The sequence below is a fragment of the Stenotrophomonas sp. P5_B8 genome (genome assembly GCF_054049855.1).
On record NZ_JBFULO010000011.1, the window covers coordinates 1 to 26,026 of the forward strand.

The 26,026-nt window shown below is 66.5% G+C and carries 24 protein-coding genes; 14 read left to right on the forward strand and 10 right to left on the reverse strand.

The genetic code is table 11. The features are described 5' to 3' along the window. Positions 1-266: 266 nt before the first annotated feature. From ACXJKH_RS01195 to ACXJKH_RS01220, 6 genes are all read right to left on the reverse strand, one after another. The gene (locus ACXJKH_RS01195) at positions 267-1,112 is read right to left on the reverse strand and encodes an ABC transporter permease subunit (protein ID WP_457317980.1); all 846 of its coding nucleotides are present in this window, start codon (positions 1,110-1,112) and stop codon (positions 267-269) included. Next, positions 1,109-2,020 carry an ABC transporter permease subunit gene (locus ACXJKH_RS01200; protein WP_256777249.1) on the reverse strand — a complete coding sequence of 304 codons (912 nt, stop codon included), beginning with the start codon at positions 2,018-2,020 and terminating at the stop codon, positions 1,109-1,111. The genes ACXJKH_RS01195 and ACXJKH_RS01200 overlap by 4 nt, the downstream gene beginning before the upstream one ends. Further along, on the reverse strand, positions 2,017-3,150 hold the full coding sequence (locus ACXJKH_RS01205; RefSeq protein WP_457317981.1) for an ABC transporter ATP-binding protein: 1,134 nt from the start codon (positions 3,148-3,150) through the stop codon (positions 2,017-2,019). The genes ACXJKH_RS01200 and ACXJKH_RS01205 overlap by 4 nt, the downstream gene beginning before the upstream one ends. Positions 3,151-3,311: 161 nt before the next feature. After that, on the reverse strand, positions 3,312-4,418 hold the full coding sequence (locus tag ACXJKH_RS01210) for a polyamine ABC transporter substrate-binding protein (RefSeq protein ID WP_256777250.1): 1,107 nt from the start codon (positions 4,416-4,418) through the stop codon (positions 3,312-3,314). Positions 4,419-4,554: 136 nt separating this feature from the next. Further along, a complete protein-coding gene (locus tag ACXJKH_RS01215; RefSeq protein ID WP_457317982.1) occupies positions 4,555-5,988 on the reverse strand; it encodes a glutamine synthetase family protein in 1,434 nt (477 codons plus the stop codon). Continuing rightward, positions 5,985-6,743 (reverse strand): gamma-glutamyl-gamma-aminobutyrate hydrolase family protein, encoded by a 759-nt coding sequence (locus ACXJKH_RS01220; protein ID WP_457317983.1) that lies wholly within the window; start codon positions 6,741-6,743, stop codon positions 5,985-5,987. The genes ACXJKH_RS01215 and ACXJKH_RS01220 overlap by 4 nt, the downstream gene beginning before the upstream one ends. A gap of 142 nt (positions 6,744-6,885) precedes the next feature. On the opposite strand from ACXJKH_RS01220, the gene ACXJKH_RS01225 reads away from it, so the two are divergent. Both ACXJKH_RS01225 and ACXJKH_RS01230 read left to right on the forward strand, forming a co-directional pair. Further along, a complete protein-coding gene (locus tag ACXJKH_RS01225) occupies positions 6,886-8,187 on the forward strand; it encodes an NAD(P)/FAD-dependent oxidoreductase (protein ID WP_457317984.1) in 1,302 nt (433 codons plus the stop codon). 258 nt (positions 8,188-8,445) lie between these two features. Next, a complete protein-coding gene (locus ACXJKH_RS01230) occupies positions 8,446-10,053 on the forward strand; it encodes an MASE1 domain-containing protein (RefSeq protein ID WP_457317985.1) in 1,608 nt (535 codons plus the stop codon). Positions 10,054-10,185: 132 nt separating this feature from the next. On the opposite strand, the gene ACXJKH_RS01235 is transcribed toward ACXJKH_RS01230, so the two are convergent. Beyond that, complete coding sequence (locus tag ACXJKH_RS01235) at positions 10,186-10,623, reverse strand: hypothetical protein (RefSeq protein WP_256777255.1); 438 nt, start codon at positions 10,621-10,623, stop codon at positions 10,186-10,188. Positions 10,624-10,847: 224 nt separating this feature from the next. On the opposite strand from ACXJKH_RS01235, the gene ACXJKH_RS01240 reads away from it, so the two are divergent. Beyond that, complete coding sequence (locus ACXJKH_RS01240; RefSeq protein WP_457317986.1) at positions 10,848-12,188, forward strand: diguanylate cyclase; 1,341 nt, start codon at positions 10,848-10,850, stop codon at positions 12,186-12,188. A 70-nt stretch (positions 12,189-12,258) separates the two neighbouring features. Next, positions 12,259-12,720 carry a bacteriohemerythrin gene (locus tag ACXJKH_RS01245; RefSeq protein WP_256777257.1) on the forward strand — a complete coding sequence of 154 codons (462 nt, stop codon included), beginning with the start codon at positions 12,259-12,261 and terminating at the stop codon, positions 12,718-12,720. On the opposite strand, the gene ACXJKH_RS01250 is transcribed toward ACXJKH_RS01245, so the two are convergent. After that, positions 12,701-13,993 (reverse strand): MFS transporter, encoded by a 1,293-nt coding sequence (locus ACXJKH_RS01250; RefSeq protein WP_457317987.1) that lies wholly within the window; start codon positions 13,991-13,993, stop codon positions 12,701-12,703. The two genes, ACXJKH_RS01245 and ACXJKH_RS01250, sit on opposite strands and share 20 nt — an antisense overlap. 251 nt (positions 13,994-14,244) lie before the next feature. Between ACXJKH_RS01250 and ACXJKH_RS01255 the strand changes: the two genes are divergently transcribed. Beyond that, positions 14,245-14,436, forward strand: a complete 192-nt coding sequence (locus tag ACXJKH_RS01255; protein ID WP_457317988.1) for a hypothetical protein — start codon at positions 14,245-14,247, stop codon at positions 14,434-14,436. 6 nt (positions 14,437-14,442) lie between these two features. Here the strand turns inward: ACXJKH_RS01255 and ACXJKH_RS01260 are convergent, their stop codons facing one another. Then, the gene (locus ACXJKH_RS01260; protein ID WP_457317989.1) at positions 14,443-15,945 is read right to left on the reverse strand and encodes an aldehyde dehydrogenase; all 1,503 of its coding nucleotides are present in this window, start codon (positions 15,943-15,945) and stop codon (positions 14,443-14,445) included. A gap of 110 nt (positions 15,946-16,055) precedes the next feature. Here ACXJKH_RS01260 and ACXJKH_RS01265 point away from each other — a divergent pair, with 110 nt between their 5' ends. The 6 genes from ACXJKH_RS01265 (at position 16,056) to ACXJKH_RS01290 (ending at position 21,061) form a co-directional block, all read left to right on the forward strand. Continuing rightward, entirely contained in the window at positions 16,056-17,408 is a 1,353-nt protein-coding gene (locus ACXJKH_RS01265) for an aminotransferase class III-fold pyridoxal phosphate-dependent enzyme (RefSeq protein WP_457317990.1), read from the forward strand. Between the two features lie 79 nt (positions 17,409-17,487). Beyond that, positions 17,488-18,363, forward strand: a complete 876-nt coding sequence (locus tag ACXJKH_RS01270; RefSeq protein WP_457317991.1) for a plasmid replication/partition related protein — start codon at positions 17,488-17,490, stop codon at positions 18,361-18,363. Positions 18,364-18,571: 208 nt separating this feature from the next. After that, a complete protein-coding gene (locus tag ACXJKH_RS01275) occupies positions 18,572-19,864 on the forward strand; it encodes a DUF445 domain-containing protein (protein WP_457317992.1) in 1,293 nt (430 codons plus the stop codon). Between the two features lie 98 nt (positions 19,865-19,962). Continuing rightward, the gene (locus ACXJKH_RS01280; protein ID WP_457317993.1) at positions 19,963-20,361 is read left to right on the forward strand and encodes a DUF4124 domain-containing protein; all 399 of its coding nucleotides are present in this window, start codon (positions 19,963-19,965) and stop codon (positions 20,359-20,361) included. Positions 20,362-20,427: 66 nt separating this feature from the next. After that, complete coding sequence (locus ACXJKH_RS01285) at positions 20,428-20,718, forward strand: type II toxin-antitoxin system RelE/ParE family toxin (RefSeq protein WP_457317994.1); 291 nt, start codon at positions 20,428-20,430, stop codon at positions 20,716-20,718. Positions 20,719-20,755: 37 nt separating this feature from the next. Continuing rightward, on the forward strand, positions 20,756-21,061 hold the full coding sequence (locus ACXJKH_RS01290) for an addiction module antidote protein (RefSeq protein ID WP_256777266.1): 306 nt from the start codon (positions 20,756-20,758) through the stop codon (positions 21,059-21,061). 6 nt (positions 21,062-21,067) lie between these two features. Here ACXJKH_RS01290 and ACXJKH_RS01295 read toward each other — a convergent pair whose 3' ends face one another. After that, the gene (locus ACXJKH_RS01295) at positions 21,068-22,282 is read right to left on the reverse strand and encodes an aminotransferase class V-fold PLP-dependent enzyme (protein ID WP_457317995.1); all 1,215 of its coding nucleotides are present in this window, start codon (positions 22,280-22,282) and stop codon (positions 21,068-21,070) included. Positions 22,283-22,567: 285 nt separating this feature from the next. On the opposite strand from ACXJKH_RS01295, the gene ACXJKH_RS01300 reads away from it, so the two are divergent. The 3 genes from ACXJKH_RS01300 to ACXJKH_RS01310 all read left to right on the forward strand — a co-directional run. After that, positions 22,568-24,799, forward strand: a complete 2,232-nt coding sequence (locus ACXJKH_RS01300; protein WP_457317996.1) for a TonB-dependent siderophore receptor — start codon at positions 22,568-22,570, stop codon at positions 24,797-24,799. Positions 24,800-24,916: 117 nt separating this feature from the next. After that, positions 24,917-25,240, forward strand: coding sequence for a DUF3649 domain-containing protein (locus tag ACXJKH_RS01305; protein ID WP_457317997.1), 324 nt, complete (start codon positions 24,917-24,919; stop codon positions 25,238-25,240). Further along, positions 25,237-26,026, forward strand: a 790-nt coding sequence (locus tag ACXJKH_RS01310) for a PepSY-associated TM helix domain-containing protein (protein ID WP_457317998.1), incomplete at its 3' end; no start/stop codon positions are given. The genes ACXJKH_RS01305 and ACXJKH_RS01310, both read left to right, overlap by 4 nt.

Consider the following 26,026-nt stretch of genomic DNA (forward strand, 5'->3'; position numbering starts at 1 on the left):
CAATCCGTCAGGCGTTGGCGTGGGTGGGTGGATTGGCGGGACCCTCAAGCCGCATGGATGCGGCTTGGGAGCCTACACGGGTGAAGGCGCATTGCTCGCGAGGAACTGCCTCGCATGCGACTGAACGCACGGCCGCCAGCGGCTGGGCCGGGCCGCGGAGCGGGACTTGCGGCGTATCCCGCCAACCCACCCACGCCAACGCCAACTCAGATTTCAGTCCCGCTGTTGCCGTTGCGGTCGCTCTAAAAAGAACAGCTGCACCCACCCTACCCCTTGTCCTGCAGCGCCATCTGCATGTCGCGCTGACGCCGCTTCTCACCGCGCGCAGTAACGAACCAGCCCACCACCGCCGCGATCGACACCGCCAGCACCATCAGCGTGGCCAGCGCGTTGATCTCCGGCTTGATCCCCATCCGCACCGATGCGAACACCTTCATCGGCAGCGTCGTCGAATTCGGGCCGGCCACGAAACTGGCGATCACCACATCGTCCAGCGACAACGTAAAGGCCAACAACCAGCCGGCCACCAACGCCGGGGCGATGATCGGCAACGTGATCTGGAAGAACACCTTCAACCGGCTCGCCCCCAGGTCCATCGCCGCCTCTTCCAGCGAACGGTCCAGCTCCTGTAACCGCGAGGACACCACCACCGTCACGAACGACAGCGTGAACGTCACATGCGCGATCCAGATGCTGGTCACCCCGCGTGCCGGGAAGCCCGGAATGCCGCCCATCGCCACCAGCAGCGTCATCAGCGAAAAGCCCAGGATCACCTCGGGCATCACCAACGGCGCGGTGATCAGCGCGCCGAACATGGTCTTGCCCGGGAACCGCTTGAACCGCGTCATCACCATCGCCGCCATCGTGCCCAGCACCGTCGACGCGCACGCCGTCCAGAACGCCACCTCCAGGCTGATCCACAACGCATCCAGGATCTGCCGGTTGTTGAACAGTTCCCCGTACCAGCGCGTGGAGAAGCCCGACCAGACCGTGGCCAGCTTGGAGGCATTGAACGAGTACACCATCAGCAACAGGATCGGCAGGTACAGGAACGCGAACCCCAGCCCCAACACCGACCACCCCAACCACCGGCTGCCGCGCACCATGCTCATAGCAGCTTCCCTTCCAGCTCACGCTGCTGGACCCGGTTGAACAGCAGGATCGGCACCAGCAGCAACAGCAGCATCACGATCGCCACCGCCGAGGCCGTGGGCCAGTCGCGGTTGTTGAAGAACTCACCCCACAGCACCCGCCCGATCATCAGCGTGTCCGGGCCACCCAGCATCTCCGGAATCACGAACTCGCCCACCGCCGGGATCATCACCAGCATGCAGCCGGCGATGATGCCGGTGCGCGACAACGGCAGCGTGATCCGCAGGAAGGCCTGCCACGGCTTGGCCCCGAGATCGTAGGCGGCTTCGAGCAGACGGTTGTCCAGCTTGACCAGGTTGGCGTACAGCGGCAGCACCATGAACGGCAGGTAGCAGTACACGATGCCGATATAGGCCGCGGTCGGCGTGTACAGGATCTGCAGCGGCGCATCGATCAACCCCAGCTTCAGCAGCAGCTGGTTGAGCAGCCCGTTGCGGTCCAGGATGCCGATCCACGCATACACCCGGATCAGGAACGAGGTCCACGACGGCAGCACCACCAACATCATCGCCACGTTGCGCGCGGCCGGCGACATCCGCGAAATCACGTATGCCATCGGGTAGCCGATCAGCAGCGTCAGCAGCGTGGCGATCACCGCGATCTTGATCGAACTCAGGTAGGCCAGCACGTACTGGTTGTCCTTCACCAGCGCTGCGTAATTGCCCAGGTTGAGCTTCAGCGAGAACGCGCCATCCACGTATTCCAGCAGCCAGGTATACGGCGGCGAGCCGACCTGCGTGCGTGAGAACGAGATCATCAGGATGATCACGAACGGTACCGCGAAGAACAGCAGCAGCCACAGGTACGGCGCGGCGATCACGCTACCGCGGGTACCGGGGAGCCAACGCTTCCAGCCGGCGGCGTTCATGCGGTGAGCACCACGCCGTCGTTGTCACGCCAGCACACCCACACGCTGTCGCCCCAGGTCAGCCCGTCGCTGGCCCAGCGCTGCGAATTGGCGAAATTGGACAGCACCTTGGCCCCGCTCGGCAGGCGCACGTGATAGACCGAATGGCTGCCGAAGTAGGCGATTTCCTCGATCACGCCCTGTGCCTTGTTGGTGTCCCCGGCCGGCTCGTCCTTGCCGATCATCACCTTCTCCGGGCGCAGCGCGAACGCCACCGGCTGGCCTTCGTAGCCGGTGATGCCGTGGGCCACGTAGATCGGCGCCGGGAACAGCGGCGTGCGCACGGTGACGTACTCGGGCAGGTCCTCGTCGATCGCCCCGTCGAACAGGTTCACCGAGCCGATGAACTCGGCCACGAAGCGGTTGGCCGGCTGCTCGTAGATTTCGTCCGGCTTGCCCACCTGCTGGATCCAGCCGGCATCCATCACCGCGATGCGGGTGGCCATGGTCATGGCCTCTTCCTGGTCGTGGGTGACCATCACGCAGGTCACCCCGGAGGTCTCGATGATGTTGACCAGCTCCAGCTGCATCTGCGAACGCAGCTTCTTGTCCAGCGCGCCCATCGGCTCGTCCAGCAGCAGCAGCTTGGGCCCCTTGGCCAGCGACCGCGCCAGCGCCACGCGCTGCTGCTGGCCACCGGACAACTGGTGCGGCTTGCGCTTGGCCAGCTTCCCCAGCTGCACCAGCTCCAGCATCTCGCCCACGCGTGTGCGGATCGCATCGCGGGCCAGGCCGTCCTGCTTGAGCCCGAAGGCGATGTTCTGCTCCACCGTCATGTGCGGAAACAGCGCGTAGGACTGGAACATCATGTTGATCGGCCGCTGGTACGGCGGCAGATCGTTGATGCGCTGGCCGTCCAGCTCGATGCTGCCCTTGGTGGGCGTCTCGAAGCCGCCCAGGCAGCGCAGCAGGGTCGATTTGCCGCTGCCCGAGCCGCCGAGCAGGGCGAAGATCTCGCCCTTGCGCACGTCCAGGCTGACATCGTCGAGGGCGACGAAGCCGTCGAATTCCTTGCGCAGCGCGCGGATGGACAGATAGCCCGGTTCGAGGACCGGCACGACCTCGCCTTCCGGCTTGGCATCAAATGGCATGGGGAGCGGCTCCGGGAGCGGCGGCGGGACGGGGGGAGCATCCCATTTTACCGGTGGTGGCAGCGTCATGCGCTACCGGATCGGGCGGCCTGCCCCCCACACCTGCGGGATGAATACCCTGAAACGACGACGCCGGCACGGGGCCGGCGTCGCAGGGGCGGTCAGCGACCGGTCTTCACCTCGGTCCACAACCGGGTGTAGAGCTTGTCCACCTCCGGAGTGTTGATCGAGTAGGTGAACATCTTGGCGGCCACGTCGGCCGGCGGGTAGATGGTCGGGTCGGTGCGGATCGCCTCGTCCACCAGGGCGGTGGCCTTGGTCACCGGGTTGGCGTAATGGATGAAGTTGGTGTTGGCCGCGGCCACCTTCGGTTCCAGCAGGTAGTTGATGAAGGCATACGCGGCCTCCGGGTGCTTGGCATCCTTGGGGATGGCCAGCATGTCGAACCACTGCGGCGCGCCTTCGCGCGGGATCGAGTAGGCCACGGTGACGCCGTTGTTGGCCTCGGCCGCGCGGTCACGAGCCTGGATGATGTCGCCCGACCAGCCCACCACCAGACAGGTGCCGCCGTTGGCCAGCGAGCCCACGTACTGGGAGGAGTGGAAGTTCTGCACGTACGGGCGGATGCCCTTGAGCAGCGCGGCGGCCTTTTCCAGCGTGGCCGGGTCCTGGCTGTGCGGATCTTCGCCCAGGTAGTGCAGCGCGATCGGGATCATGTCCGAGGGGGTGTCCAGGATGGTGATCCCGCAGTCCTTCATCTTGGCGATGTTCTCGGGCTTGAAGATCAGATCCCAGCTGTTGGCGATGTCGGTGCTGCCGCCGAAACGCTGCTTGAGCAGTTCCACGTTGTAGCCRATGCCGGTGGTGCCGATCATGTACGGCACGCCGTACTGGTTGCCCGGGTCCTGCTGGGCGATGCGCTTCATCACGTCCGGGTCGAGGTTGGCCAGGTTCGGGATCTTGCTCTTGTCCAGCGGCAGGAACACCCCGGCCTTGATCTGGCGGCCGAAGAAATTCAGCGTCGGCACCACCACGTCGTAGCCGCTGTTGCCGGCCAGGAGCTTGGTTTCCACCATCTCATCGCTGTCGAACACATCGTAGGTCACCTTGGTGCCGGTGGCCTTCTCGAAGTTGGGGATGGTGTCTTCGGCGATGTAATCGCTGTAGTTGTAGACGTTCAGCACCTTGCTGTCGTCGTCGGACTTGCCGCCGCCACAGGCGCTGAGTACGGATACGGCAATGCCGAGGGTGAGGATTCGCAGCTTCATCGGACTCTCCACAGGTCAGGTGCGAGATGGGGGAACCGGCCAGACCGGTACGACGGCTGCCAGCCTAACGGGCATGCCCGTATTTTCCCAGCACATGGCCCTCACGGCCATGCCGGATCTGGCGACGCGGCGCCGTTCAGACGTTGAGCAGCAGGAATTCACGCTCCCACGAGCTGATCACGCGGAAGAAGGTCTCGTATTCCTTGCGCTTGACCGACACATAGGCCCGGCAGAAGCGCTCGCCCAGCATCTCGCGCAGTTCCGGGCAGCCTTCCAGCCCGTCCAGCGCCTCGCCCAGCGAGCGTGGCAGGTCGTAGCCCAGTTCCTTGGCGCTGCCGCTGATCGGCGCGGTGGGGGAGCCCTGCTCGCGGATGCCGAGCAGGCCAGCAGCCAGGGTGGCGGCGATCGCCAGGTAGGGGTTGGCATCCGAGCCGGCAAACCGGCTTTCCACCCGCATGTTCTCCGGGGTATCCAGCGGCACGCGCAGCCCGCAGGTGCGGTTGTCGAAGCCCCAGTGCACGTTGCTCGGGGAGACCTCGCCGAACATCAGCCGGCGGTAGGAATTCACGTTCGGCGCGAAGAACGCCATCGCCATCGGCACGTATTTCTGCAGACCGGCCAGGTAGTGCCCGAACAACGGGCTGAAATCCTCACCGCCATGCTCGCCGGTGAACACGTTGCTGCCGTCGCTGATCCGCAGYARGCTCTGGTGGATGTGCATCGCACTGCCCGGCTCGTTCTCCATCGGCTTGGCCAGGAAGGTGGCGTAGATGCCGTGGCGCATCGCCGACTCACGCATGGTGCGCTTGAACAGAAACACCTGGTCGGCCAGATCCATCRCATTGGCATGGGTGAAGTTGACCTCCAGCTGCGCCGCGCCGGATTCGTGGATGAGCGTATCCACGTCCAGCTTCATCGCATCGCAGTAGTCGTACATCAGATCGAGGATCGGATCGAACTCGTTGACCGCATCGATCGAGTAGGACTGGCGCGCGGTTTCAGGGCGACCGGAGCGGCCAGCCGGCGGCAGCAGCGGGAAGTCCGGGTCGGTGTTCTTCTGGACCAGGAAGAACTCCAGCTCCGGTGCCACCACCGGGCGCAGGCCGAGTTCGGCATAGGCATTGAGGACGCGCCGCAGCACGTTGCGCGGGGCCAGCTCATGCGGCTCGCCGGTCTTGGTGAAACAGTCGTGGATGACCTGGGCGGTGGGATCGGTGGCCCACGGCACCATGCGCACGGTGTCGGCATCCGGGCGCAGGATCATGTCCGAATCCGACGGTGAGGTCAGCTCGTAGTAGTCGTCCGGGAACTCGCCGGTAACCGTGGTGGCGAAGATGCCCTCCGGCAGGCGCGTGCCGTAATCGTGCGAGAACTTGTCGGCTGGAATGATCTTGCCGCGCGCGTTGCCGGTGATGTCCGGTACCAGGCACTCCACCTCGGTGATGCGCCGGTCCTTGAGCCAGCGCAGCAGCGTGCTCTCCTCGGGCACCGCCGGTGCGGCGGCCTTGCGCGAAGAAGAGGCCGCTTTGCGCGGGGCTGTGGCTTTACGCGAACGCGTTCGGGTGGTCATGACCGGTCTGCTTTGCAGGAGTAGCGGCGACAAGCATCGCCGAAGGCTTGGAAAATACGGTGATGGAACGGGTTTTCAGTGACACGCCATTCCGGATGCCACTGTACTCCGAGCACGAAGGCGTGCGCGGGGTTGCGCGCGGCCTCGATGAGGCCGTCATCGGCGCGTGCCTCGACCCACAGCCCCGGCGCGAGGCGATCAATGCCCTGCCCGTGCACCGAATTGACCGCGATCGCCTCGGCGCCGGCCCAGTCGGCCAGCCACCCGCCCTGGGCCAGCCGCACCGGGTGCGCCGGACCGTACTGTTGTTCGACTGCCGCGTCCGGATCCTCGCGATGGTCCATCAGGCCAGGCACCTCGTGCACGCGCTGATGCAGGGTGCCGCCGAGCGCCACGTTGAGTTCCTGGAAGCCGCGGCAGATGGCCAGCACCGGCAGGTCGCGGGCAAGTGCAGCCTGCAGCAGCGACAGCGCCGTGGCATCGCGCGCGGGATCGTGCAGATTGCCGGGCCAGCTGGGCGCGCCGCCGTAGTGCTGCGGCTCTATGTTGCTCACCGCGCCGGTCAACAGCAGGCCATCGAGACGGTCCAGCCAGTCGTCGGCCGGCAGCGCAGGCTGCAGACTGGGCAGCAGTACCGGGGTGACCGCGGCAGCCGCGCGCAGCGCGCGGATGTACTTTTCGCCGGCGACCGCGAACCGGTGATGACCCAGCATCGTGCTGTCGGTGGGCAGGCCGACCCAGGGGGGCGAAACCATGCGTCATGCTCGGATGACCTGCCTGCACGTTACCGCTGGGCTACGACCCGGCGCAACCGGCGTCGGTCCGTCACATGCCTGCGCGCCGGCCTGCGACAGACTGGCCGCTGTTCCGGGGCCGGGTTGCTGGCATGCTGTCGCCATGAGTTCCGATTTTTCGCGCCATTCCGGCCAGGACCACGTTGCCAGCTGGTACGCCGACAGCGTGCCGGCCCAGCCCTTGCGTGCGCCGCTGGCGGGCAATCTGGACACCGACGTGTGCGTGCTCGGCGCCGGCTACACCGGCCTGTCGGCGGCGTTGTCGCTGGCCGAGCGCGGCTTCCGCGTGGTGGTGCTGGAGGCGCAGCGGATCGGCTGGGGGGCGTCCGGGCGCAACGGCGGCCAGGCCATCGTCGGCTATGGCTGCGAGGTGGACACGCTCGAACGCCTGGTGGGTGCGGACGATGCCCGCCACCTGTTCGATTTCTCGCGTGAAGGCATGGCGCTGCTGCGGCATCGCCTGCAGCGCTACCAGATCGACTGCGACTGGCGCGATGGCCATGCCAGCGTCCCGATCCGCCCGCGGCAGGAGCGCATGCTGCGCGCGGGCATGATCGAACTGGCCGAGCGCTACGGCTATCCCCTGCAGTGGTGGGACCGCCAGCAACTGCGCGAGCAGCTGGACAGCCCGCGCTACAGCGGGGCGATGTTCGATGCTGCCAGCGGGCACCTGCATCCGCTCGCCTATGCGCAGGGCCTGGCACGCGCGGCCGAAACCCTGGGGGTGACGATCCTGGAACAGTCGCCGGTGCTGCAGCTGGTCCGCGGCGCACGCCCCCAACTGCGTACCGCACGGGGGACGGTGAGCGCCGATCACGTAGTGATCGCCGGCAACGCGCTGCTGCAGGGCATCGCACCGGAACTGGAAGCGCGGATCATGCCGGTGGGCACCTACATCGGGGCCACGCCGGCGCTGGGCGCCGAACGCGCACGCGCCTTGATCCGCAACGACATGGCCGTGGCCGATGTCAGCTGGGCCCTGGATTACTTCCGACTCAGCGCCGACCACCGGCTGTTGTTCGGCGGGCGCGCCAGCTATTCGGCGTTGCCGCCGCCGGGCCTGCACGGGGTGATGACCCGGCGCATGCACCAGGTGTTTCCGCAATTGGCCGATGTGGCCATGGAGCAGGTCTGGGGCGGTTACGTGGACATCACCCGCAACCGCGCACCGGACTGGGGTCGGCTCACCCCCAACGTCTATTTCGCCCAGGGCTTCTCCGGGCACGGCGTGGCCGCCACCGGCCTGGCTGGCGCGGTGTTGGCCGAGGCCATTGCCGGACAGGCCCAGCGGCTGGATGTGTTCGCGCGGATTCCGCACGCGCGTTTTCCGGGCGGGCGACTGCTGCGTACCCCGCTGCTGGTGGCGGCGATGTCGTGGTACAAGCTGCGCGATGTGCTGTGGTGAGCGCTAGATCCTTCGGAGCCCCATCTGTCATGTAGTAGACCGTCCTTCGGACAGCCGTTCGCAGCAAGCGTCCAAGTTGCCAACTAAAGGCTTGCATTTGATCACGCCAGGCTCGGCGACCTGACGAAACGCATCTTTTCGCTCTATTCCTATAATCTTTCTGCGCAATTGCACAATCCGCCGCGTGTCGATACCGTCCAAACCGAACGCCATAGTGTTTCGCATGGATGTTGATCTGGCACGGGCAGGAGGAAATACGTGCGACGAGATTGGTGGAAAGATGGGCTTCAACTGAGTTTGCGCATTCGCCCGGTCGGGCTTGTCCTCGCTGTTGTATATGCCTTTGCATGCTGGGGTACACGCAAACTCTCTCTCGACCAGTTTTACCTGCCTGCAGGTGTGCGTGTCGCCGCGCTGCTGCTCTGCCCGCCACGACTGTGGCCTTACCTGTTCCTGGGCGAGTACGCATATTTCGCCCAGATGCGCTACCCGATGGTAGAAAAGTATGGCTTGGCGTGGGTCATCCTCGCGTCGGGCTCTTTGATGCCTACGGTGGCATCGATCGTGCGGCTGCACCGTAGAATGATGACCACTACGTCCCAGGCTTGGCTGCTCTCGGTTGGGGCGGCGTCGGCCATAGCCGTCACCTCGTTGAACCTGATCCTGATGCACTTGCTTTGGCCGACCCCGGACGTACCAATACTCACCGGCGCGGCGCGTTATATCGTGGGTGACTTCATCGGAATTCTGACGGTTGCCCCACTTGCCCTGCTTTGGGCGAAGAGGCACACCGAACCGGCATGGACACGCCGGTTCCTGGCGCCAAGCGTTGCTGGATTGGCGCTGATGATCCTGATTGGCGTATCTACGACGCTGATTCCTGCAGAATCTGCCACGGCCAAGACCAGCCTTCAGTTATTGATGGCGCTACCGGCGATTGCACTTACTTGTCTGCTGGGGTGGCGTGGAGCCGCGGTGGCCGTGCCATCGCTCAATCTGATCATTGGCCTTACGACGCCAAAGCCGTATCCATTGGCATTTGATCCCACAACGTTTACGACACAGATGGTCATGGCCATTGCGGGTGTCGCGCTACTTCTATTCGGATCGCGTATCACCCACTACTATCACCGCTACCGAATGCGGGACGATGGCGAAAGAAATGCCATAAAGCTGGCCCGGAATTCGCATATCGCCAGCGAGAAGGGTCTTCGCGAGCGTGCGCTTCACCTCAGGAAGCTCGGAGACGGCATGGACGTCTATCTCAAAGAAGTGGTGAGCTGGCTGAAATTACAGGGCCACCACGAGATAGCAAACGTGCTGTTGAACACTGCAACTGTGCATTCCCGGTTGTTCCGCGCGCAGGCAAGCATGGTGTATCCCACCGCGTTGGATCAACTCGGCCTGTACGTGGCACTGCAGACTGGCGGCGTGCGTGAATGCTGGGAACTGAGCAACCGGGTGAACCGGCCTCGACTCGAAGGCGACCCATGCACGCTGAGCAAGGGGCTGCAACTGGCTGCCTATCGAGCTCTCAATGAAGCAGTATCCCTGCTTCTGGAAAATGAGCCTGGGCAGCTGATGGTCCGCGCGCGATGCAGGGGTTTCGGTTCGCAGCGAGGAATTCTCGTCGTGGTGGCACTGCTTGACTCGACACGCCCACTGTCCGCAACAACCGCCGCAATGGTCGATGAGCACTTGGCCGGATTGCCTCTCGCTTACGGAGGCCTCGTACAGTGTCGGCGCAATCGGGTCCGGATGGTGCTGACGGAAACCGCGGAGCGCTCATCCAATGGATCTGCGCCCCACCACAGCCCCGGCCGCGGGAAGGCTGCTGACTTGGACAACAGCCAGGCGCTTGGTTGATCACACGGCCTATCCGGCTGCTGCCTGCACTGCACGTGATGAATTGCCCGCCTATTGTCCACTCACACACGTGGAACCGGGCGCYGCCGCCCCGGAGCGGCAGCACCTCGACCCTGACTGTTCGTCCACGTGCTAACGCTGCTGGTCGGCGACCTCGACAGACCACACCGCCTCGGCGCCGTGTCCGTAGAGAACCAGCGAGAAGCCCGCATCTCGATAAACCTCGGCCCGCGCTGCGTTCGTGGCGGGTTGTACACGTTGCGACGGCAACGACACCCTCGCACGGCTTTCGCCAGCGGGCAGGACCCAGAACGCATCATCGGCATTGCCGATAATCACCTGCACACGTCCGGCAAGATCATTCACCTGGAAATACGAGATGCCGTCGCGCTGGAATCCATACAGGCGCCACTGCGGATCCAGACTCAGGTTGGCCGCAATTGGCTGGGCCTGGCCCAGTCCGCTTCTTGCCAGATGGACCCCGTGGCCATCGGACTGGGCCATCGCCAGCATGGGAACAGCAGCCAGAATCACACTGGCCACGCCACTACCAATACGTGAAAAATGCACGTCCACCTCCTGATCATGGCCATTGAAGGACTCTCTTCGGATAGTACCTGCTGGCCCTCCCTACATCGAACGGAGAAGCCGCAATCGGCCCGTTTCACCCAAATCGCCGACCAGCTGACAACAATCAGGGCCTATGCGACGCTCAGCTGCTCACGCCGGGCCTAAAGTTGCAGATGGAGCGGCCGCTATCCCTGCCGACCCACTCGAAATCGAGCGTACGCCAAATGCCGGCTTTGTTGCAGGGCGCTTTCGACAGCGACCCCGGTGATGCCTTGCCCCAGCGGATCCTGCTGGTGGAAAACTCGCGCACGTTCACCAGCATGCTGCGCGAGGCGATCGAGCAGCGCCTGGAGCTGCCGGTGTCCGTGGCCACCAGCCTGGCCGAAGCCGGCCGCCTGCTCGACCAGGAACAGGGCTGGTTCCTGGTCCTGACCGGGCTGGTGCTGGCCGATGGCGACCGCGACAACGTGGTGGAGTTCTTCCTGTCGCGCGGGTTGCCCACCGTGGTGGTCAGCGGCGTCTACGACGAAGACCTGCGCAAGCGCGTGCTGCAACAGCAGATCATCGACTACGTGCTGAAGAACACCCCCGGCAGCGTCGACTACCTGGTATGGCTGGTGCAGCGCCTGGAACGCAACCGACGCATCGCCGCGCTGGTGGTGGACGATTCGATGTCGGCGCGGATGTACGCCGCCTCGCTGCTGCGCATGTACGGCCACGAGGTCTACGAAGCGGCCGATGGTGCCGAGGGGCTGAGGGCGATCGAGGCGCATCCGGCGATCCGGCTGGCGGTGGTCGACCAGGAAATGCCCGGCATGGAAGGCGTGGAGTTCACCCGTCGGCTGCGCACGCTGCGTTCGCGCGACAAGGTGGCGGTGATCGGCATTTCCGGCAATACCGATCCGTCGCTGATCCCGCGCTTCCTGAAGAACGGCGCCAACGACTTCCTGCGCAAGCCCTTCTCGCGCGAGGAGTTCTTCTGCCGCGTCTCGCAGAACGTGGACCAGCTGGAGTTGATCGGCACGCTGCAGGACCTGGCCACGCGCGACTTCCTGACCGGGCTGCCCAACCGGCGCAGCTTCCTGGAGCAGAGCCAGCGCCAGTTGCCGCAGCTTCACCACGACGATGCGTTGGTGGCGGTGGCGATGATCGATATCGATCACTTCAAGCACATCAACGATACCCACGGCCACGAAGCCGGCGACGATGCACTGCGCGCAGTGGCCGGCGCCGTCGCCGCGCATGCACGCGAGGAGGACCTGATCGCGCGCTTCGGCGGCGAGGAGTTCTGCCTGCTCGTGCCGGGCCTTGAGGAAGACGAAGCCCGCGGMTATTTCGAGCTGCTGCGCCAGCGCATCGCCGCGCTGGAAGTGAAGGTGGGCGGGACCACCCTGCGCATGACCGTGAGCATCGGCCTGTGCTGCCTGCGCCCGCAACACGACTCGCTGCACCGGCTGATCTCTGAAGCCGACCGGCAGCTTTACCTGGCCAAGGCCGGTGGCCGCAACCAGGTCAGCTGCACCAGCGTGGCCAGCGCCGCCCGGGAAGCGGCGCTGACGCCTTGATCGAGATCAACGCGGTGCCGCAGCCCCGCACCTAGAGTCGTTCCCAGTTGAACATCACGGGGAACGCACCATGGCACTTCTGGTCTGGCAGGACGACCTGAACATCGGCATCGACGTCATCGACCACCAGCACATGCGGATCGTGGAGATGCTCAACCACCTGCACGTGGCGCAGAGCAGTCTGCAGCGGTTGGCGGTGGCCGAGGTGATCGACGAACTGGTGGACTACACCATGTCGCACTTCGCCTTCGAAGAAGAGCTGATGGAAGAAGCCGGCTACCCGTTCTGCGCCGCGCACAAGCGCGTGCACGAAATCTTCGGCAAGCGCGTGTCCGAGTACCGGCTGCGCTTCCAGTCCGGCGAGGACGTCACCGACGAACTGCGCACCATGCTGTCGCGCTGGCTGTTCAACCACATCCGTGGCGATGACAAGGCCTATGCGCCGCAGGTCAAGCAGCACCTGAACCAGTTCGCCCGCGAGCACCAGCAGGGCAGCTGGCTGGGGCGTACGCTCAAGCGCTTCTTCCGCTGAGCGCGGCGCGTCGGCCCATCGCCAACAGGGCCAGGATGGTGACCAGGGCGGTCAGGCAGAGGTAGTAGCCCACCGCGAGCAGGCCGAAGCGTTCGGCCAGCCAGGTGGCCACATACGGTGCCGGCGCCGCACCAAGAATGCCGGCCAGGTTGAACGACAGCGACGCGCCGGTGTAGCGGACCTGCACCGGATAGATCTCGGCCAGGAAAGTGCCGCACGGGCCGTAGGTCAGCCCCATCAGGAACATGCCCAGCGACAGGAAGCCCAGCACCAGCCACGGGCTGYCGGCCAGGAACAACGGCGCGAACAGCACGCCGAAGGCCAGGATAAGACCACTGGCCACGATCATGGTGCGGCGGGTGCCCCAACGGTCACCGTACAACGCCGACAGCGGGATGCCGGCGGCGAAGAACAGCATGCTGGTCATCTGCAGCAGCAGGAAATCCGAGCGCGTGTAGTGCAGCACCGTGGTGCCATAGCCCAAGGTGAACACGGTCATCAGGTAGAACAACACGAAGGTGGCAAACGCGCCCAGCGTGCCCAGCACCAGCGCCAAGGGGTGCTCGCGGATGACCGTCCACATCGGCAGCTTGACCCGCTCGTTGCGGTCCAGCGCCGCCTGGAACTGCGGGGTCTCGTGGATGTTCAGCCGTACCCACAGGCCCACGGCCACCAGCAGCGAGCTGGCCAGGAACGGGATGCGCCAGCCCCACTGCAGGAAGTCGGCATCGCTCATCAGGCGGCCAAGCAGCAGGAAGATGCCGGCCGAAAGCAGGAAGCCCAACGGCGCGCCAAGCTGCGGGAACATGCCGTACCAGGCGCGCTTGCCGGGCGGCGCGTTCTCGGTGGCCAACAGCACCGCCCCACCCCACTCACCGCCCAGGCCCAGCCCCTGGCCGAACCGGCACAAGGCAAGCAACGCCGGCGCCAGGATGCCGATGCTGGCATGCGTGGGCAGCAGGCCGATGGCCACGGTGGACACGCCCATCGTCAACAGCGCCGCCACCAGCGTGGCCTTGCGCCCGATCCGGTCGCCGTAATGGCCGAACACCGCCGAGCCCACCGGACGCGCCACGAAGGCGACCGCGAAGGTCGCCAGCGACTGCAGCAGGGCGGCGCCATCGCTGCTCTGGGGGAAGAACAGGTGCGGGAATACCAGCACCGCCGCCGTGGCGTAGATGTAGAAGTCAAAGAACTCGATGGTGGTGCCGATCAGGCTGGCCAGCAGGATGCGGCGCGGGGAGTTGACGGCAGGTGCGGCAGGAGTCGACATCGGGCACACGGAAAAGGGCAGCTGCCGGATTCTGCCACGCCCCCGCCCCGGCGCGGGCGATGGTTGCAGACGTGACCGTCAGCCTGCGACCGCCCACGCAGCCCGTGCGACGCAGTGGAACTCCAGGCGCAGGCAGCGCTCAGAGCAGGTCGATGCCGTCAGGATGGACAGGGAATGTCGTCGTCGAGGAAGTCTTCGCCGGGCCTGCGCGGGTGCCACGAGTGCGCGATCGGGGTGGTGAGCGCTTCCGCATGACGCGCGGCCTCACTCCCGAACAGATCGTGCAGGGCATCGCCCAAACACTGCGGATGTGGCCGCCGGGCTACGTCGTCGATCCGTGCCGGTCGAGTACCGCACAGGTCGACTATTTCCAGAACGCGCTCAACGAACGCGACCGCGACCTGCTGCGCGAAGCGCTGATCCACCAGCGCCAGGATTGCTGACCCGGCTCACTCCCCCAGGTGAATCCAGGTTGCCTTGATCTCGGTGTACTTGTCGAAGGCATGCAGCGATTTGTCGCGGCCGATGCCGGACTGCTTGTAGCCGCCGAACGGCGCGGTCATGTCGCCGCCATCCCACTGGTTGACCCACACGCTGCCGGCGCGCAGCTGGCGGGCCACGCGGTGGGCGCGGCCCAGATCGCCGGTCCACAGCCCCGCAGCCAGCCCGTAGCTTGAATCGTTGGCCAGGCGCAACGCATCGGCCTCATGGTCGAAACCAAGCACGGACAACACCGGCCCGAAGATCTCCTCGCGCGCGATGGTGTGGCTGGCGTCCACCTCATCGAACACGGTGGGCTGCACGTAACTGCCGCCGGCCACCACCTCCACCCGCTTGCCACCGAGCAACAGGCGTGCGCCTTCGGCCTGGCCACGGTTGATGTAGTCCAACACATGCTCGGCGTGTGCGTTGTCCACCAGCGCGCCCATCGGCGCGTCCGGATCGAAGGGATGCCCCGGCTGCATGCGGCGCGCGTGGGCCAGCACCCGGGTGACGAATTCGTCCTGGATGGAGCGCTGTACCAGCAGCCGCGAGGCCGCCGTGCACACCTCGCCCTGGTTGTAGAAGATGCCGGTGGCCGCGGCCTGCGCCGCCTTGTCCAGATCCGGTGCGTCGGCGAACACCAGGTTGGGACTCTTGCCGCCGCATTCCAGCCAGGTGCGTTTGAGGTTGGAGCGCCCGGCGCACTGCAGCAGGCGTTTGCCCACGGCGGTGGAACCGGTGAAGGCCAGTGCGTCCACGTCCATGTGCAGGGCCAGCGGTTCGCCGGTGCGCTGGCCATGGCCGGGCAGCACGTTGAACACGCCCTCGGGCACGCCGGCCTCGGCAACCAGCGCAGCAAACCGGATCGCGCTCAACGGCGAGCGCTCGGACGGCTTGAGGATCAGCGAGTTGCCCGCCGCCAGTGCCGGGGCAATCTTCCAGCAGGCCATCAGCAACGGGAAGTTCCACGGCACGATCGCCGCCACGACGCCGATCGGCTCGCGACTGACCAGGCCCAACGTATCCAGCGCGGTCGGGGCGATCTCGCCGTACACCTTGTCGATGGCCTCGGCGGTCCAGCGCAGGCAGCGCACCGCGCCGGGCAGATCGCCCTGGCGTGCGTCGCGCACCGGCTTGCCCATGTCCAGGCTCTCCAGCAATGCCAGTTCGTCGGCGTGCTGTTCGACCAGGTCGGCCAGGCGCAGCAGCACCTGCTTGCGGTGCACCGGTGCCGCACGCGACCAGTGCCCGGCATCGAAGCTGCGCCGGGCGGCGGCGACCGCACGCTCCACGTCCGCCGCCGCGCAGTCGGCGACCTGGGCCAGCACCCGACCGTCGATCGGGCTGATGCAGGCGAACCGCGCGCCGTCGGCGGCGTCCACGTAGCGGCCATCGATGAAGGCCTGGCCGTGCACGACCAGTGCATCGGCCTGGCGCTGCCAGTCGTCGCGGGTGGGGTGGACACGCATGCAGTGCTCCAAGGGGGTGTTCGGGCTCCTTTTTATACCCGCCGTCCTCGCTGCGCATCGTGATGCATCTGCGATAAAGTCGTGATCAACCGGTTCCTGCGGAGATGCCGATGCGCCGTGCCGACACCCCGTTGTCGTCCCTGTCCCAGCAGCGCCCCGAGTCGCTGGAGGCGTTCTGGATGCCGTTCAGCGCCAACCGTCAGTTCAAGTCGGCGCCGCGCCTGCTGGTGCGCGCCGAGGGCATGTACTACCACGATGTCGACGACCGCCCGGTGCTGGACGCGGCAGCCGGGCTGTGGTGCTGCAACGCCGGCCATGCACGCCCGCGGATCGTGCAGGCGATCCAGCAGCAGGCGGCCATGCTGGACTTCGCCCCGCCGTTCCAGATGGGTACGCCGCTGCCGTTCGTGCTGGCACAGCGACTGGCTGCCCTCGCCCCGGCCCCGCTCAACCATGTGTTCTTCAGCAATTCCGGTTCCGAAGCGGTGGATACCGCGATGAAGATCGTGCTGGCCTACCACCGGCTGCGTGGCGAGGGTCAACGGACCCGCTTCATCGGCCGCGAGAAGGCTTACCACGGGGTCGGTTTCGGCGGTATGTCGATCGGCGGGCTGCCGAACAACCGAAAGACGTTCGGGCCGCTGCTGGCCGGCAGCGATTTCCTGCGCCACACCCTGGACCTGTCACGCAACGCGTTCAGTCCCGGCCTGCCCCGGCACGGTGCCGAGCTGGCCGAAGACCTGGAGCGGCTGATCGCGCTGCACGATGCTTCGACGATTGCCGCGGTGTTCGTCGAACCGATCGCCGGCTCGGCCGGGGTGATCCTGCCCGCGCCGGGCTACCTGCAGCGGCTGCGCGAAATCTGCGAYCAGCACGACATCCTGCTGGTGTTCGATGAGGTCATCACCGGTTTCGGCCGGGTCGGCAACGCCTTCGCCGCACAGCGCTTCGGGGTCACCCCGGACCTGATGACGCTGGCCAAGGGGCTCACCAACKGCGCGGTGCCGATGGGCGCCACGCTGGTCTCGGACACGGTGCATGCGGCCTTCATGCAGGGCCCGCCCGCGGCGATCGAGCTGTTCCATGGCTATACCTATTCGGCCCATCCGCTGGCCTGCGCCGCCGCGCTGGCCACGCTGGACACGTATGCCGAAGACCACCTGTTCGAGCGCGCCATCGAGCTGGGCGAGTACTGGCAGTCGGCGCTGCACAGCCTGCGCGGGCTGCCGCACGTGATCGACATCCGCAACTTCGGGTTGATCGGCGCGGTGGAACTGATGCCACGCAAGGATGCCCCGGGCGCGCGCGGCTACGAGGTGTTCGAACGCTGCTTCCGCGATGGCGGCCTGCTGGTGCGCTGCACCGGCGATGTGATCGCGCTGTCGCCGCCGCTGATCATCGACAAGGCGCAGATCGACCGTATCGTGGAAATCCTGGGCGACATGATCAGCGCCACCGGCTGAGCCTGAATCGGGCGGCGACGACGGCGACCGCCGCGATCCTTACAATGGTCGGTCACGTTTCGCTCGCGTACCGGATTGCATGGACATTGTCGTCAAAGAAGAACTCAAGGCCTACATCGATCCCCTGACCCCCGACGAGCACGACGCGCTGGAGCGCAGCATCCTGGCCGAAGGCTGCCGCGATGCACTGGTGCTGTGGGGCGATGTGCTGGTGGACGGGCACAACCGGTTCGGCATCTGCCAGAAGCACGGGTTGCCGTTCCAGACCGTGCAGAACACCCGCTTCCAGTCGATGGATGATGTGCACCTGTGGATGATCGAGCAGCACCTGGGTCGGCGCAGCGTGTCCGACTTCCAGCGCGGCGTGCTGGCGCTGCGCAAGCGCGACATCCTGGCCGAGCGCCGCCGCATCGAGCAGGCCCAGCTGCAGAAGGAAAGCGACGGCGAGATMGCCGACGCCGGCCCCGAGAGCGATGAGGACAGCCCGCCGTGGGCCGCTGCGCCGAAGGTCAGCCGTGCCGACATGGCGCGCGAGGCGCGGCTGAGCAGCAGCCAGGTGACGATGATCGAGCGCATCCACAAGCAGGCCGCCCCGGAGCTGGTGGAAGCGGTCAAGACCGGCGTCATCTCGATCAGCGCGGCAGCGGCCGTGGCTGACCTGCCCGAAGCGGAGCAGCGCGCGGCGGCGGTCGGCGGCAAGGACGAGCTGAAGCAGGCCGCCAAGCGCGTGCGCGAGGCCAAGCGCAAACCGCGCAAGCCGGTGCAGGAGGTGCTGCACAGCGCCGATGACGGCATGGAGATCGCCCCCAGCCGCGAGGCGGAAATCGCTGACGCGCTCAGTGCGCTGGGCGAGGGCCCGGCCGAGCTGCGCCAGCGCGTGATCGCGCTGACGCTGGAGAACGATGCACTGCGCCAGCAGCTGGCCGCGCTGCGCAAGCAGTTGGCCGAGGCCTGAGGTAGTGCCGGCCGTTGGCCGGCAAGTTCATGAACCTTCGGTGGGGTGGGCGTGGTTGCCGGCCAGCGGCCGGCGCTACCTCTCTTCGATGGGTGGGCGTGGTTGCCGGCCAGCGGCCGGCACTACCGCTCTTCGGTGGGGTGTGCGTGGTTGCCGGCCAGCGGCCGGCACTACCGGGCGATCATGCGGGGGTGGTTAGACTGTTGGCATGACGACCATTTCGCCGCCCGACCCGCGCCGCGCCCAGCTGCGCCGTCTCAAACTGATCGCGCTGGCCATGCTGGTGGCGATGCTGGCCGGTTTCGTGGTCAGCCACTGGCAGGGCGAACGCGGCATCTGGGCCTGGGTCTCGGCGTTCTGCGAGGCGGCCGCAGTGGGCGCGCTGGCCGACTGGTTCGCGGTGGTGGCCTTGTTCCGCCGCCCGCTCGGCCTGCCGATCCCGCACACGGCGATCATTCCGCACAGCAAGGAGCGCATCGCCGACAGCCTGGCGGTGTTCGTGCGCGACCAGTTCCTGGAACCGAAAGCACTGCTGGCGCGGCTGCAGGTGTTCGACCCGGCCAGCCGGCTCGGCAGTTGGCTGGCCGATCCGGCACGCTCGAAACTGCTCGCCGACATGGCGCGCGGCTGGGCATTGCAGGCGCTGGACTTCCTCGACGAGGCCGCCGTCCGGCGCAGCATCCAGGGCTTTGTGATCCAGCAGTTGCGGCAATGGAACGCCGCGGCCACCGCCGGCGAACTGCTCGGCCTGCTCACCGCCGACAACCGCCACCAGCTCGTGCTGGACGAAGGCCTCACCCGCGTCAGCGAATGGCTGGACAACCCGTCGGTCAAGCAGCGCGCCTCCGAACTGATCGTGCGCTACCTGCAGCGCGAATGGCCCAAGCTCGCCAGCACGGTCAACTGGGTCAAACCGATCGATGAAATCGGCGACAGCCTCGCCGAACGCATGGCCCATGCGGTGCTGGAGGAGCTGCAGCAGATTCTGGCCCAGCCCGAGCACCCGCTGCGCCGGGACTATGAGGCCTGGCTGGCCGACTACATCCAGCGCCTGCGCAGCGACCCGGCGCTGGCCGACAAGATCGACCAGATCAAGCAGCAGGTGATCGACCACCCGGCCGTGCAGGACTACGTGCAGGGGCTGTGGGAACGCATCCACGCCAGCCTGCGCGCGGACCTGTCCAGCGAAGACTCGGCGCTGGCCGGTCACCTGCGCCGCAGCCTGGCCTCGGTCGGCCAGGCGTTGCAGGACGATCCCTCGCTGCGCGACGCCCTCAACCAGCATCTGATGGACGGCGCCGAACGCCTCACCAGCCGGTTGCGCGAGGGCGTCACCCAGCACATCGCGCAGACCGTCAAGGGCTGGGACGAGCGCCACCTGGTCGAACAGCTGGAACTGAGCGTCGGCCGGGACCTGCAGTTCATCCGCTTCAACGGCACCCTGGTCGGTGGCCTGATCGGCCTGCTGCTGCACGCGGTGACGGTGTGGATGCACTGGTAGCAGCGGCACCCCGGCTGACGATTTGACCGGGTGTTTTTGTGAAGTAGTTCGCGTATTCTGCCGCGCATTCCGGGCTGGAGTGGCCCACAGGGGGAATGATGCGACGGATCATCGTGACGCTGGCGCTGTGCGCGCTGGCCAGCAGTGCCCATGCCGGGCGCGTGTACAAATGCGCGGCCGGCGGCCAGACCATCTACCAGACCGAGCCCTGCCCGCCCGAGCAGGACACCGGCGTGACCCGGCCGATCACCAAGGACCCCAACCTGAGCTGGGAAGAGCGCACCCGCGCCCAGCGCGAGTTGTATGACGCGCGCCGCCGCATGCAGGCCGATGCCGGCCGCGGCCAGCCGGCGGTGCGTGGCACGGTGATCGACGGCTCGGTCGATCCGGAGCAGTGCCAGGACCTGCGCCTGCGCCGCGAGATGGGCGAGGCCTTCGGCCGCCCCGCCCCGCCGCGCATCGAGGACGAGATCAAGAGGGCGTGCGCGAAGCGGTGAGGGAGCGCACGACACCGTCAGCCTTGACGGTTGCACTTTGTATCCATATGGATACACTTTACCCCTATGGTATCGGTGCAGGCAACCGAGGCGTTCGACAGGTGGCTGCGCCGATTGCGCGACACCCGCGCCCGCGCGGTCATCGCAGAACGGATCCAGCGGCTGGCCAACGGCCTTGCCGGTGACGTCAAGACCGTCGGCGGGGGTGTCAGCGAACTTCGTGTTCACCATGGCCCGGGCTACCGCGTGTATTTCACGCGGCGTGGCAGGCAGTTGATCATCCTGTTGTGCGCCGGCGACAAGGACAGCCAAGGATCGGACATACAGAAGGCGCAACGGATTGCCGACCAGCTCTAGCGCGGAATGCCACGCTGCTCTCTCCAGGACCTACCCCATGCGCAAGCCCACACTCCTCGCTTTCGACCCTGCCGATCATCTGGTCGACGACGCCGCCATTGCGGTGTACCTGACCGAAGCGCTGGCGGCCGATGATGCCGTGCATTTCCAGGACGCGCTACAGGCGGTGACCCGCGCGCGCGGCATGTCGCAGGTTGCCGAGGCTGCTGGCCTGGGCCGCGAAAGCCTCTACAAGGCGCTGAAGCCGGGCGCACACCCGCGTTTTGACACGGTCCAGCGCGTGCTCGGCGCGTTGGGGGTGCGGCTGACCATCGAACCGCTGGAACCGCCTAGCGTTATCTGATGCTGCTCAGTCCAGTGCCGCCCGCACCGCCCCGACCAACGCGTCCATCTGCGCCGGGGTGCTGAAAATACCCGGGGTCACGCGCAGGCACGCGCCCGACGCCAGACCCTCGCGCGGAAGCACGAACACACCGGACTGGCGGACCATGCGTTCGGCGATGGCGGTGTTGTCGGCCATCGTGGTCTGGCCGTGCAGCCGGAACGAGGCAATGGCGCTGGACAGGCGCGGATCGGCCGACGCCAGCAATTGCACCCGGTCGTCATCGCGCAGCGCATCCAGCCAGCGGTTGCGCMGGTGCAGCAGCCGCGCACGCTTGTTGGCCACACCTATCCGCTGGTGCAGCTCGAGCGCGACCGGCAAGGCCATGTAGGCGGCGAAGTTGACCGTGCCGGTATGGATGCGGGTGCCGATATCGTCGTGGTCGGCCTCGCCCATGTAGGGATCGAGATCGCGCACCCGTCCGCGACGCACGTAGATCGCGCCGACACCGACCGGGGCGCCGATCCACTTGTGCAGGTTGATACCGACGAAATCCACGCCCAGCGCGCGCAGCGGCGTGTCGACCTGGCCGATCCCATGGGCGGCATCGAGTACCACCTCCACCCCGGCCGCACGCGCCAGCGCGGCGATCTCGGCCACCGGCAGCAGCATGCCGTTGCGGTGGTTGACCTGGGTGAGCAGCAACAGGCGCGTACGCGGGTGGCGGGCCAGCGCCTGCCGGTAGGCATCCACGATGCCGTCGTGGTCGAATGGCTCGGGCAGCACGATGCGCTGCACGTCCACGCCACGCCGTGCGTGCAGCCACTGCATCGCGTTGATCATGCTGTCGTAGTCGGTGTCGGTATACAGCACGCCATCGCCCGGGCCGAGCCGGTTGTAGCCACCGATCAAGGCCTGCATCGCCTCGGTCGCACCCCGGGTCAGCGCGATTTCGTCAGTGTCCACGCCCAGCGCCTGCGCCAGCTGCACCCGCGCCTGTTCAAACAGCGGTGGGAACGCCAGTCGACCGAACCAGGCGTTGCCGGCGTTCACTGTCGCGGTGGCCTGCTGGTAGGCCTGCAGCACCGGCCGCGCCATCGCGCCCCAGTAGCCGTTGTCGAGCATCACCACCTCGTCGGTGAGGTCGTACAGCGCGCGCACCTGCGCCCACCAGGCCTCGTCGCCGGCCAGTTGCGCAGGCGTGCGCCCGTCGATTGCAGGCAGCACCACCGGATCGCTCATCGATTTTCCTGCTGTGTGTGGGGACGCCAGTATGGCCACGCCGACGTGTCGAACCCATGCAGGATGCTTGCCGAACGAAATGATAATGACTATCATTCAAGCACTGGGTGTACGCCCAGCTTATCGGCCCCGAGGCCGCATGCCGTGCCTCGCCGCCTGCGCCCCACGTACATCCCCTGCTTCGATTCCGTTCCTGCCGGTGTTGCCGCCGGCAACGTGGCGTCGCGCCCAGCGCGGCCCGCAATGGATTGCATGACGCCACTTCACCCCTTTGGAATGCCTGCCATGTCTGCTGCACCTGCCTCGCCGCTGTCCCGACCGTCGCTGCTCGCCCTTGCCCTGCTCGCCGCGCTTGCCGGGCATGCGCCCAAGGCGCTGGCGGATGCCGCGCCGGCCGACGCCACCACGCTGGACACGGTCAAGGTCACTGCCGACGGCGATATCCCCACCTCATACACGGTCAAGCAGGCGCGCACCGCGACCAAGCTGGACCTGTCGCTGCGCCACACGCCGCAGTCGGTCACGGTGGTCACCCGCCAGCGCCTGGATGACATGGGCCTGTACGCGCTGTCGGACGTGATGGGCCAGGTCACCGGCGTGCATGTCTCGGTCACCGACAGCGAGCGCATCAGCTACATCTCGCGTGGCTATGCCATCAACAACTTCCAGATCGACGGCATGCTCAACACGTTCGGCGGGTCGCTCAAGACCAACACCGACAGCGTGATCTACGACCGCATCGAGGTGGTGCGCGGCGCCACCGGCCTGACCACCGGCGCCGGTGACCCGTCGGGCACGATCAACATGGTGCGCAAGCGCCCGACCAAAGACGTGGCGATGAGCGCCGGGCTCACCGTGGGCCGCTGGGGCAACCAGCGCCTGGAAGCGGACATCGGTGGCCCCATCGCGCTGGATGGACGCGTGCGTGCGCGTTTTGTCGCTGCCAAGCAGCAGAGCGATTCGTTCCGCGATGTCTACGCGCTGGACAAGGACGTGTTCTACGGCATCGTCCAGGCAGACCTCGGCGACAGCACCCTGCTGGAAGTAGGCTATGACTACCAGTCGCCCAGGACCACCGGCGTCACCTGGGGCGTGGTGCCGTACTGGGGCGCCGATGGCAAACCCGCCAACCTGCCGCGCTCGACCAACCTGTCGGCCACATGGAGCAGCTGGCCGATCGTGGAGAAAACCACCTTCGCGCGGCTGGAACAGCAGCTGGGCAACGGCTGGTCGCTCAAGGCGGCCGCCACCCAGGCCAAACGCGATACCGACGGCGATGTCTGGTACGGCGCCTCGGGCTATCCGCGCGCGGACGGCACCGGCGTGTCCGGCTTCATCTCCCACTTCGCCGAGCGCAGCCRGATGAACGTGTTCGACCTCAACGCCAGCGGCCCGTTCCAGTTGTTCGGCCGCGAGCATGAGCTGGTGGTCGGCATCGGCCAGTCGGTGCGCAAGGGCGAAGTGCCCGCCGCCGACTACGACTACAGCGGTGCCTACGGCCAGGTCCCGGACTGGCGCCACTGGACCGGCGATGTCGCCCCGCTGCCGGTGACCCGTTACGACTGGCTGTCCTCGGAAAACGAGCTCAAGCAGAAAGCCGCCTACCTGGCCGCGCGCCTGCAGCTGGCCGACCCGCTGCTGGCGGTGGTCGGTGCGCGTTACGGCAGCTGGGAAACCCGCACCTGGGCCTACACCCATGACGCGGCCGGCACGCTCACCGGCACCGCGCGCGGCGGCTACAAGCCGGACGATTCGCTCACCCCCTACCTGGGCGTGATCTACGACGTCAGCCGCGATGTCAGCGCCTATGTCAGCTACACCGACATCTTCCAGCCGCAGAACTATCGCGACCGCAACAACACCTACCTCGAGCCGGTGGTCGGCGACATGTGGGAAGCCGGTCTGAAGGGCGCGTTCTTCGGCGGTCGCCTCAACGCCTCGGCCGCGATCTTCAAGGGCGAGAAGGACAACGTAGCCGAGGTGGACGATACGGTACCGCCGGGCGCGTTGCCCGATGGCACCGATGCCTACCGCTCCACCGGCAAGGGCAACAAGGTCAAGGGCTGGGAGCTGGAAACCCAGGGCAGCATCACCGAGACCTGGAACATCTCCGGTGGCTTTGCCCATACCACCGTGCGCAACCAGGCCGGCGTGGCGCAGAACACCACCAACCCGGTCGATACCTTCCGCCTCAACACCAGCTGGCGTCCGGGCGGCGCAGACAATCGGCTGTCGCTGGGCGGCGGGGTGACCTGGCAGAGCAGGATCTACCGCAACAGCACCAAGCCCCGCGCCGATTACCTGACCAGTGGCCGCACCGAATCGGCGCTGATCACCCAGGACGCGTTCTACCTGGTCAACGTGTTCGCCGGCTATCGCTTCAACCCGAATTTCTCGGCGCAGCTCAACATCAACAACCTGCTCGACAAGAAGTACTACAGCAACGTCGGTTTCTACAACGGCGTGTACTGGGGCGAGCCGCGCAACGTGATGGTGACCCTGCGCTGGACGCTGTAACCGCTCTCCAAGGGAACGTTGCCCTGTGCAGCGACACGGCCACGGACGGCCTCCATTCCATGCATCACCGGCCGCGGCCGGTGATGTCCGTTGATCGACCCTACATTGCAGGTTCCCGTGGACAGCACGCCTGACGCCAGCTGGTTCAGCCGTTTCGGAAGTTTCTTCGCCCGCCCCTGGTTGGGGGTGCTGTCGCGATCGTTGGCCGCCATCTTCGGGGGCTATGCGCTGGCGGCAACCTGTTCGATGTTCTTCGCCGTGGCCCTGCCCATCGCGCGCGGGCAGGCGGTCCTGACCGGCATGATGGTGGCCATCGCGCTGTGCGCCTGCGCGGCACTGTGGGCCTTTGCCACCCGCACCGCGCTGCGCGCCTGGGTGGGCATCGCCCTGCCCACCGCCGCGTTCTGGATCGGCACCGCCCTGCTGAGGACTGGCGCATGAAGAACGGATTCCGCCAGTCGATGGCCTGGCTGCACACCTGGACCGGCCTGCTGGTCGGCTGGCTGCTGCTGTTGATCTTCATGGCCGGCACCGCCAGCTACTACCGCGAGGAAATCAGCCGCTGGATGCGCCCGGAACTGCCGCGCAGCACGGTGACCGGCGAGGTCGCCGCCGCGCGCGCGATCACCTTCCTGCAGCACAAGGCGCCACAGGCCGAGAGCTGGAACGTCACCCTGCCCGACCCGCGCAACCCGGCGATGCGGATGTTCTGGCGCAATCCCGAATCGATGGTCAAGCCACCGGCGGAGGGCGAGAAACGTCGCCGCCGGGGCGGCGGCCGCTTCGGCGATGCCACCGTCGACCCGGGCACCGGCGAGGAAGTGGCCGCGCGCGAAACCCGGGGCGGCGATTTCTTCTACCGCCTGCACTTCGACCTGCATTACATCCCGGTGCTGTGGGCGCGCTATCTCGTCGGGTTCTGCGCGATGTTCATGCTGGTGGCGATCATCACCGGGGTGATCACGCACAAGAAAATCTTCAAGGACTTCTTCACCTTCCGCAAGGACAAGGGCCTGCGGTCGTGGCTGGATTTCCACAACGTCAGCGCGGTGATGGCTCTGCCCTACCACGCGATGATCACCTACACCGGCATCGTCACGCTGATGTTCATGTACCTGCCGTGGGGCGTGAACGTGGCCTACCCCAAGGATGAGGATGCGTTCTTCAGCGAGGCCTTCGCGCGCCTGGCCGACATCGACACCCCGACCGAAGGCACCGCCACCGCGC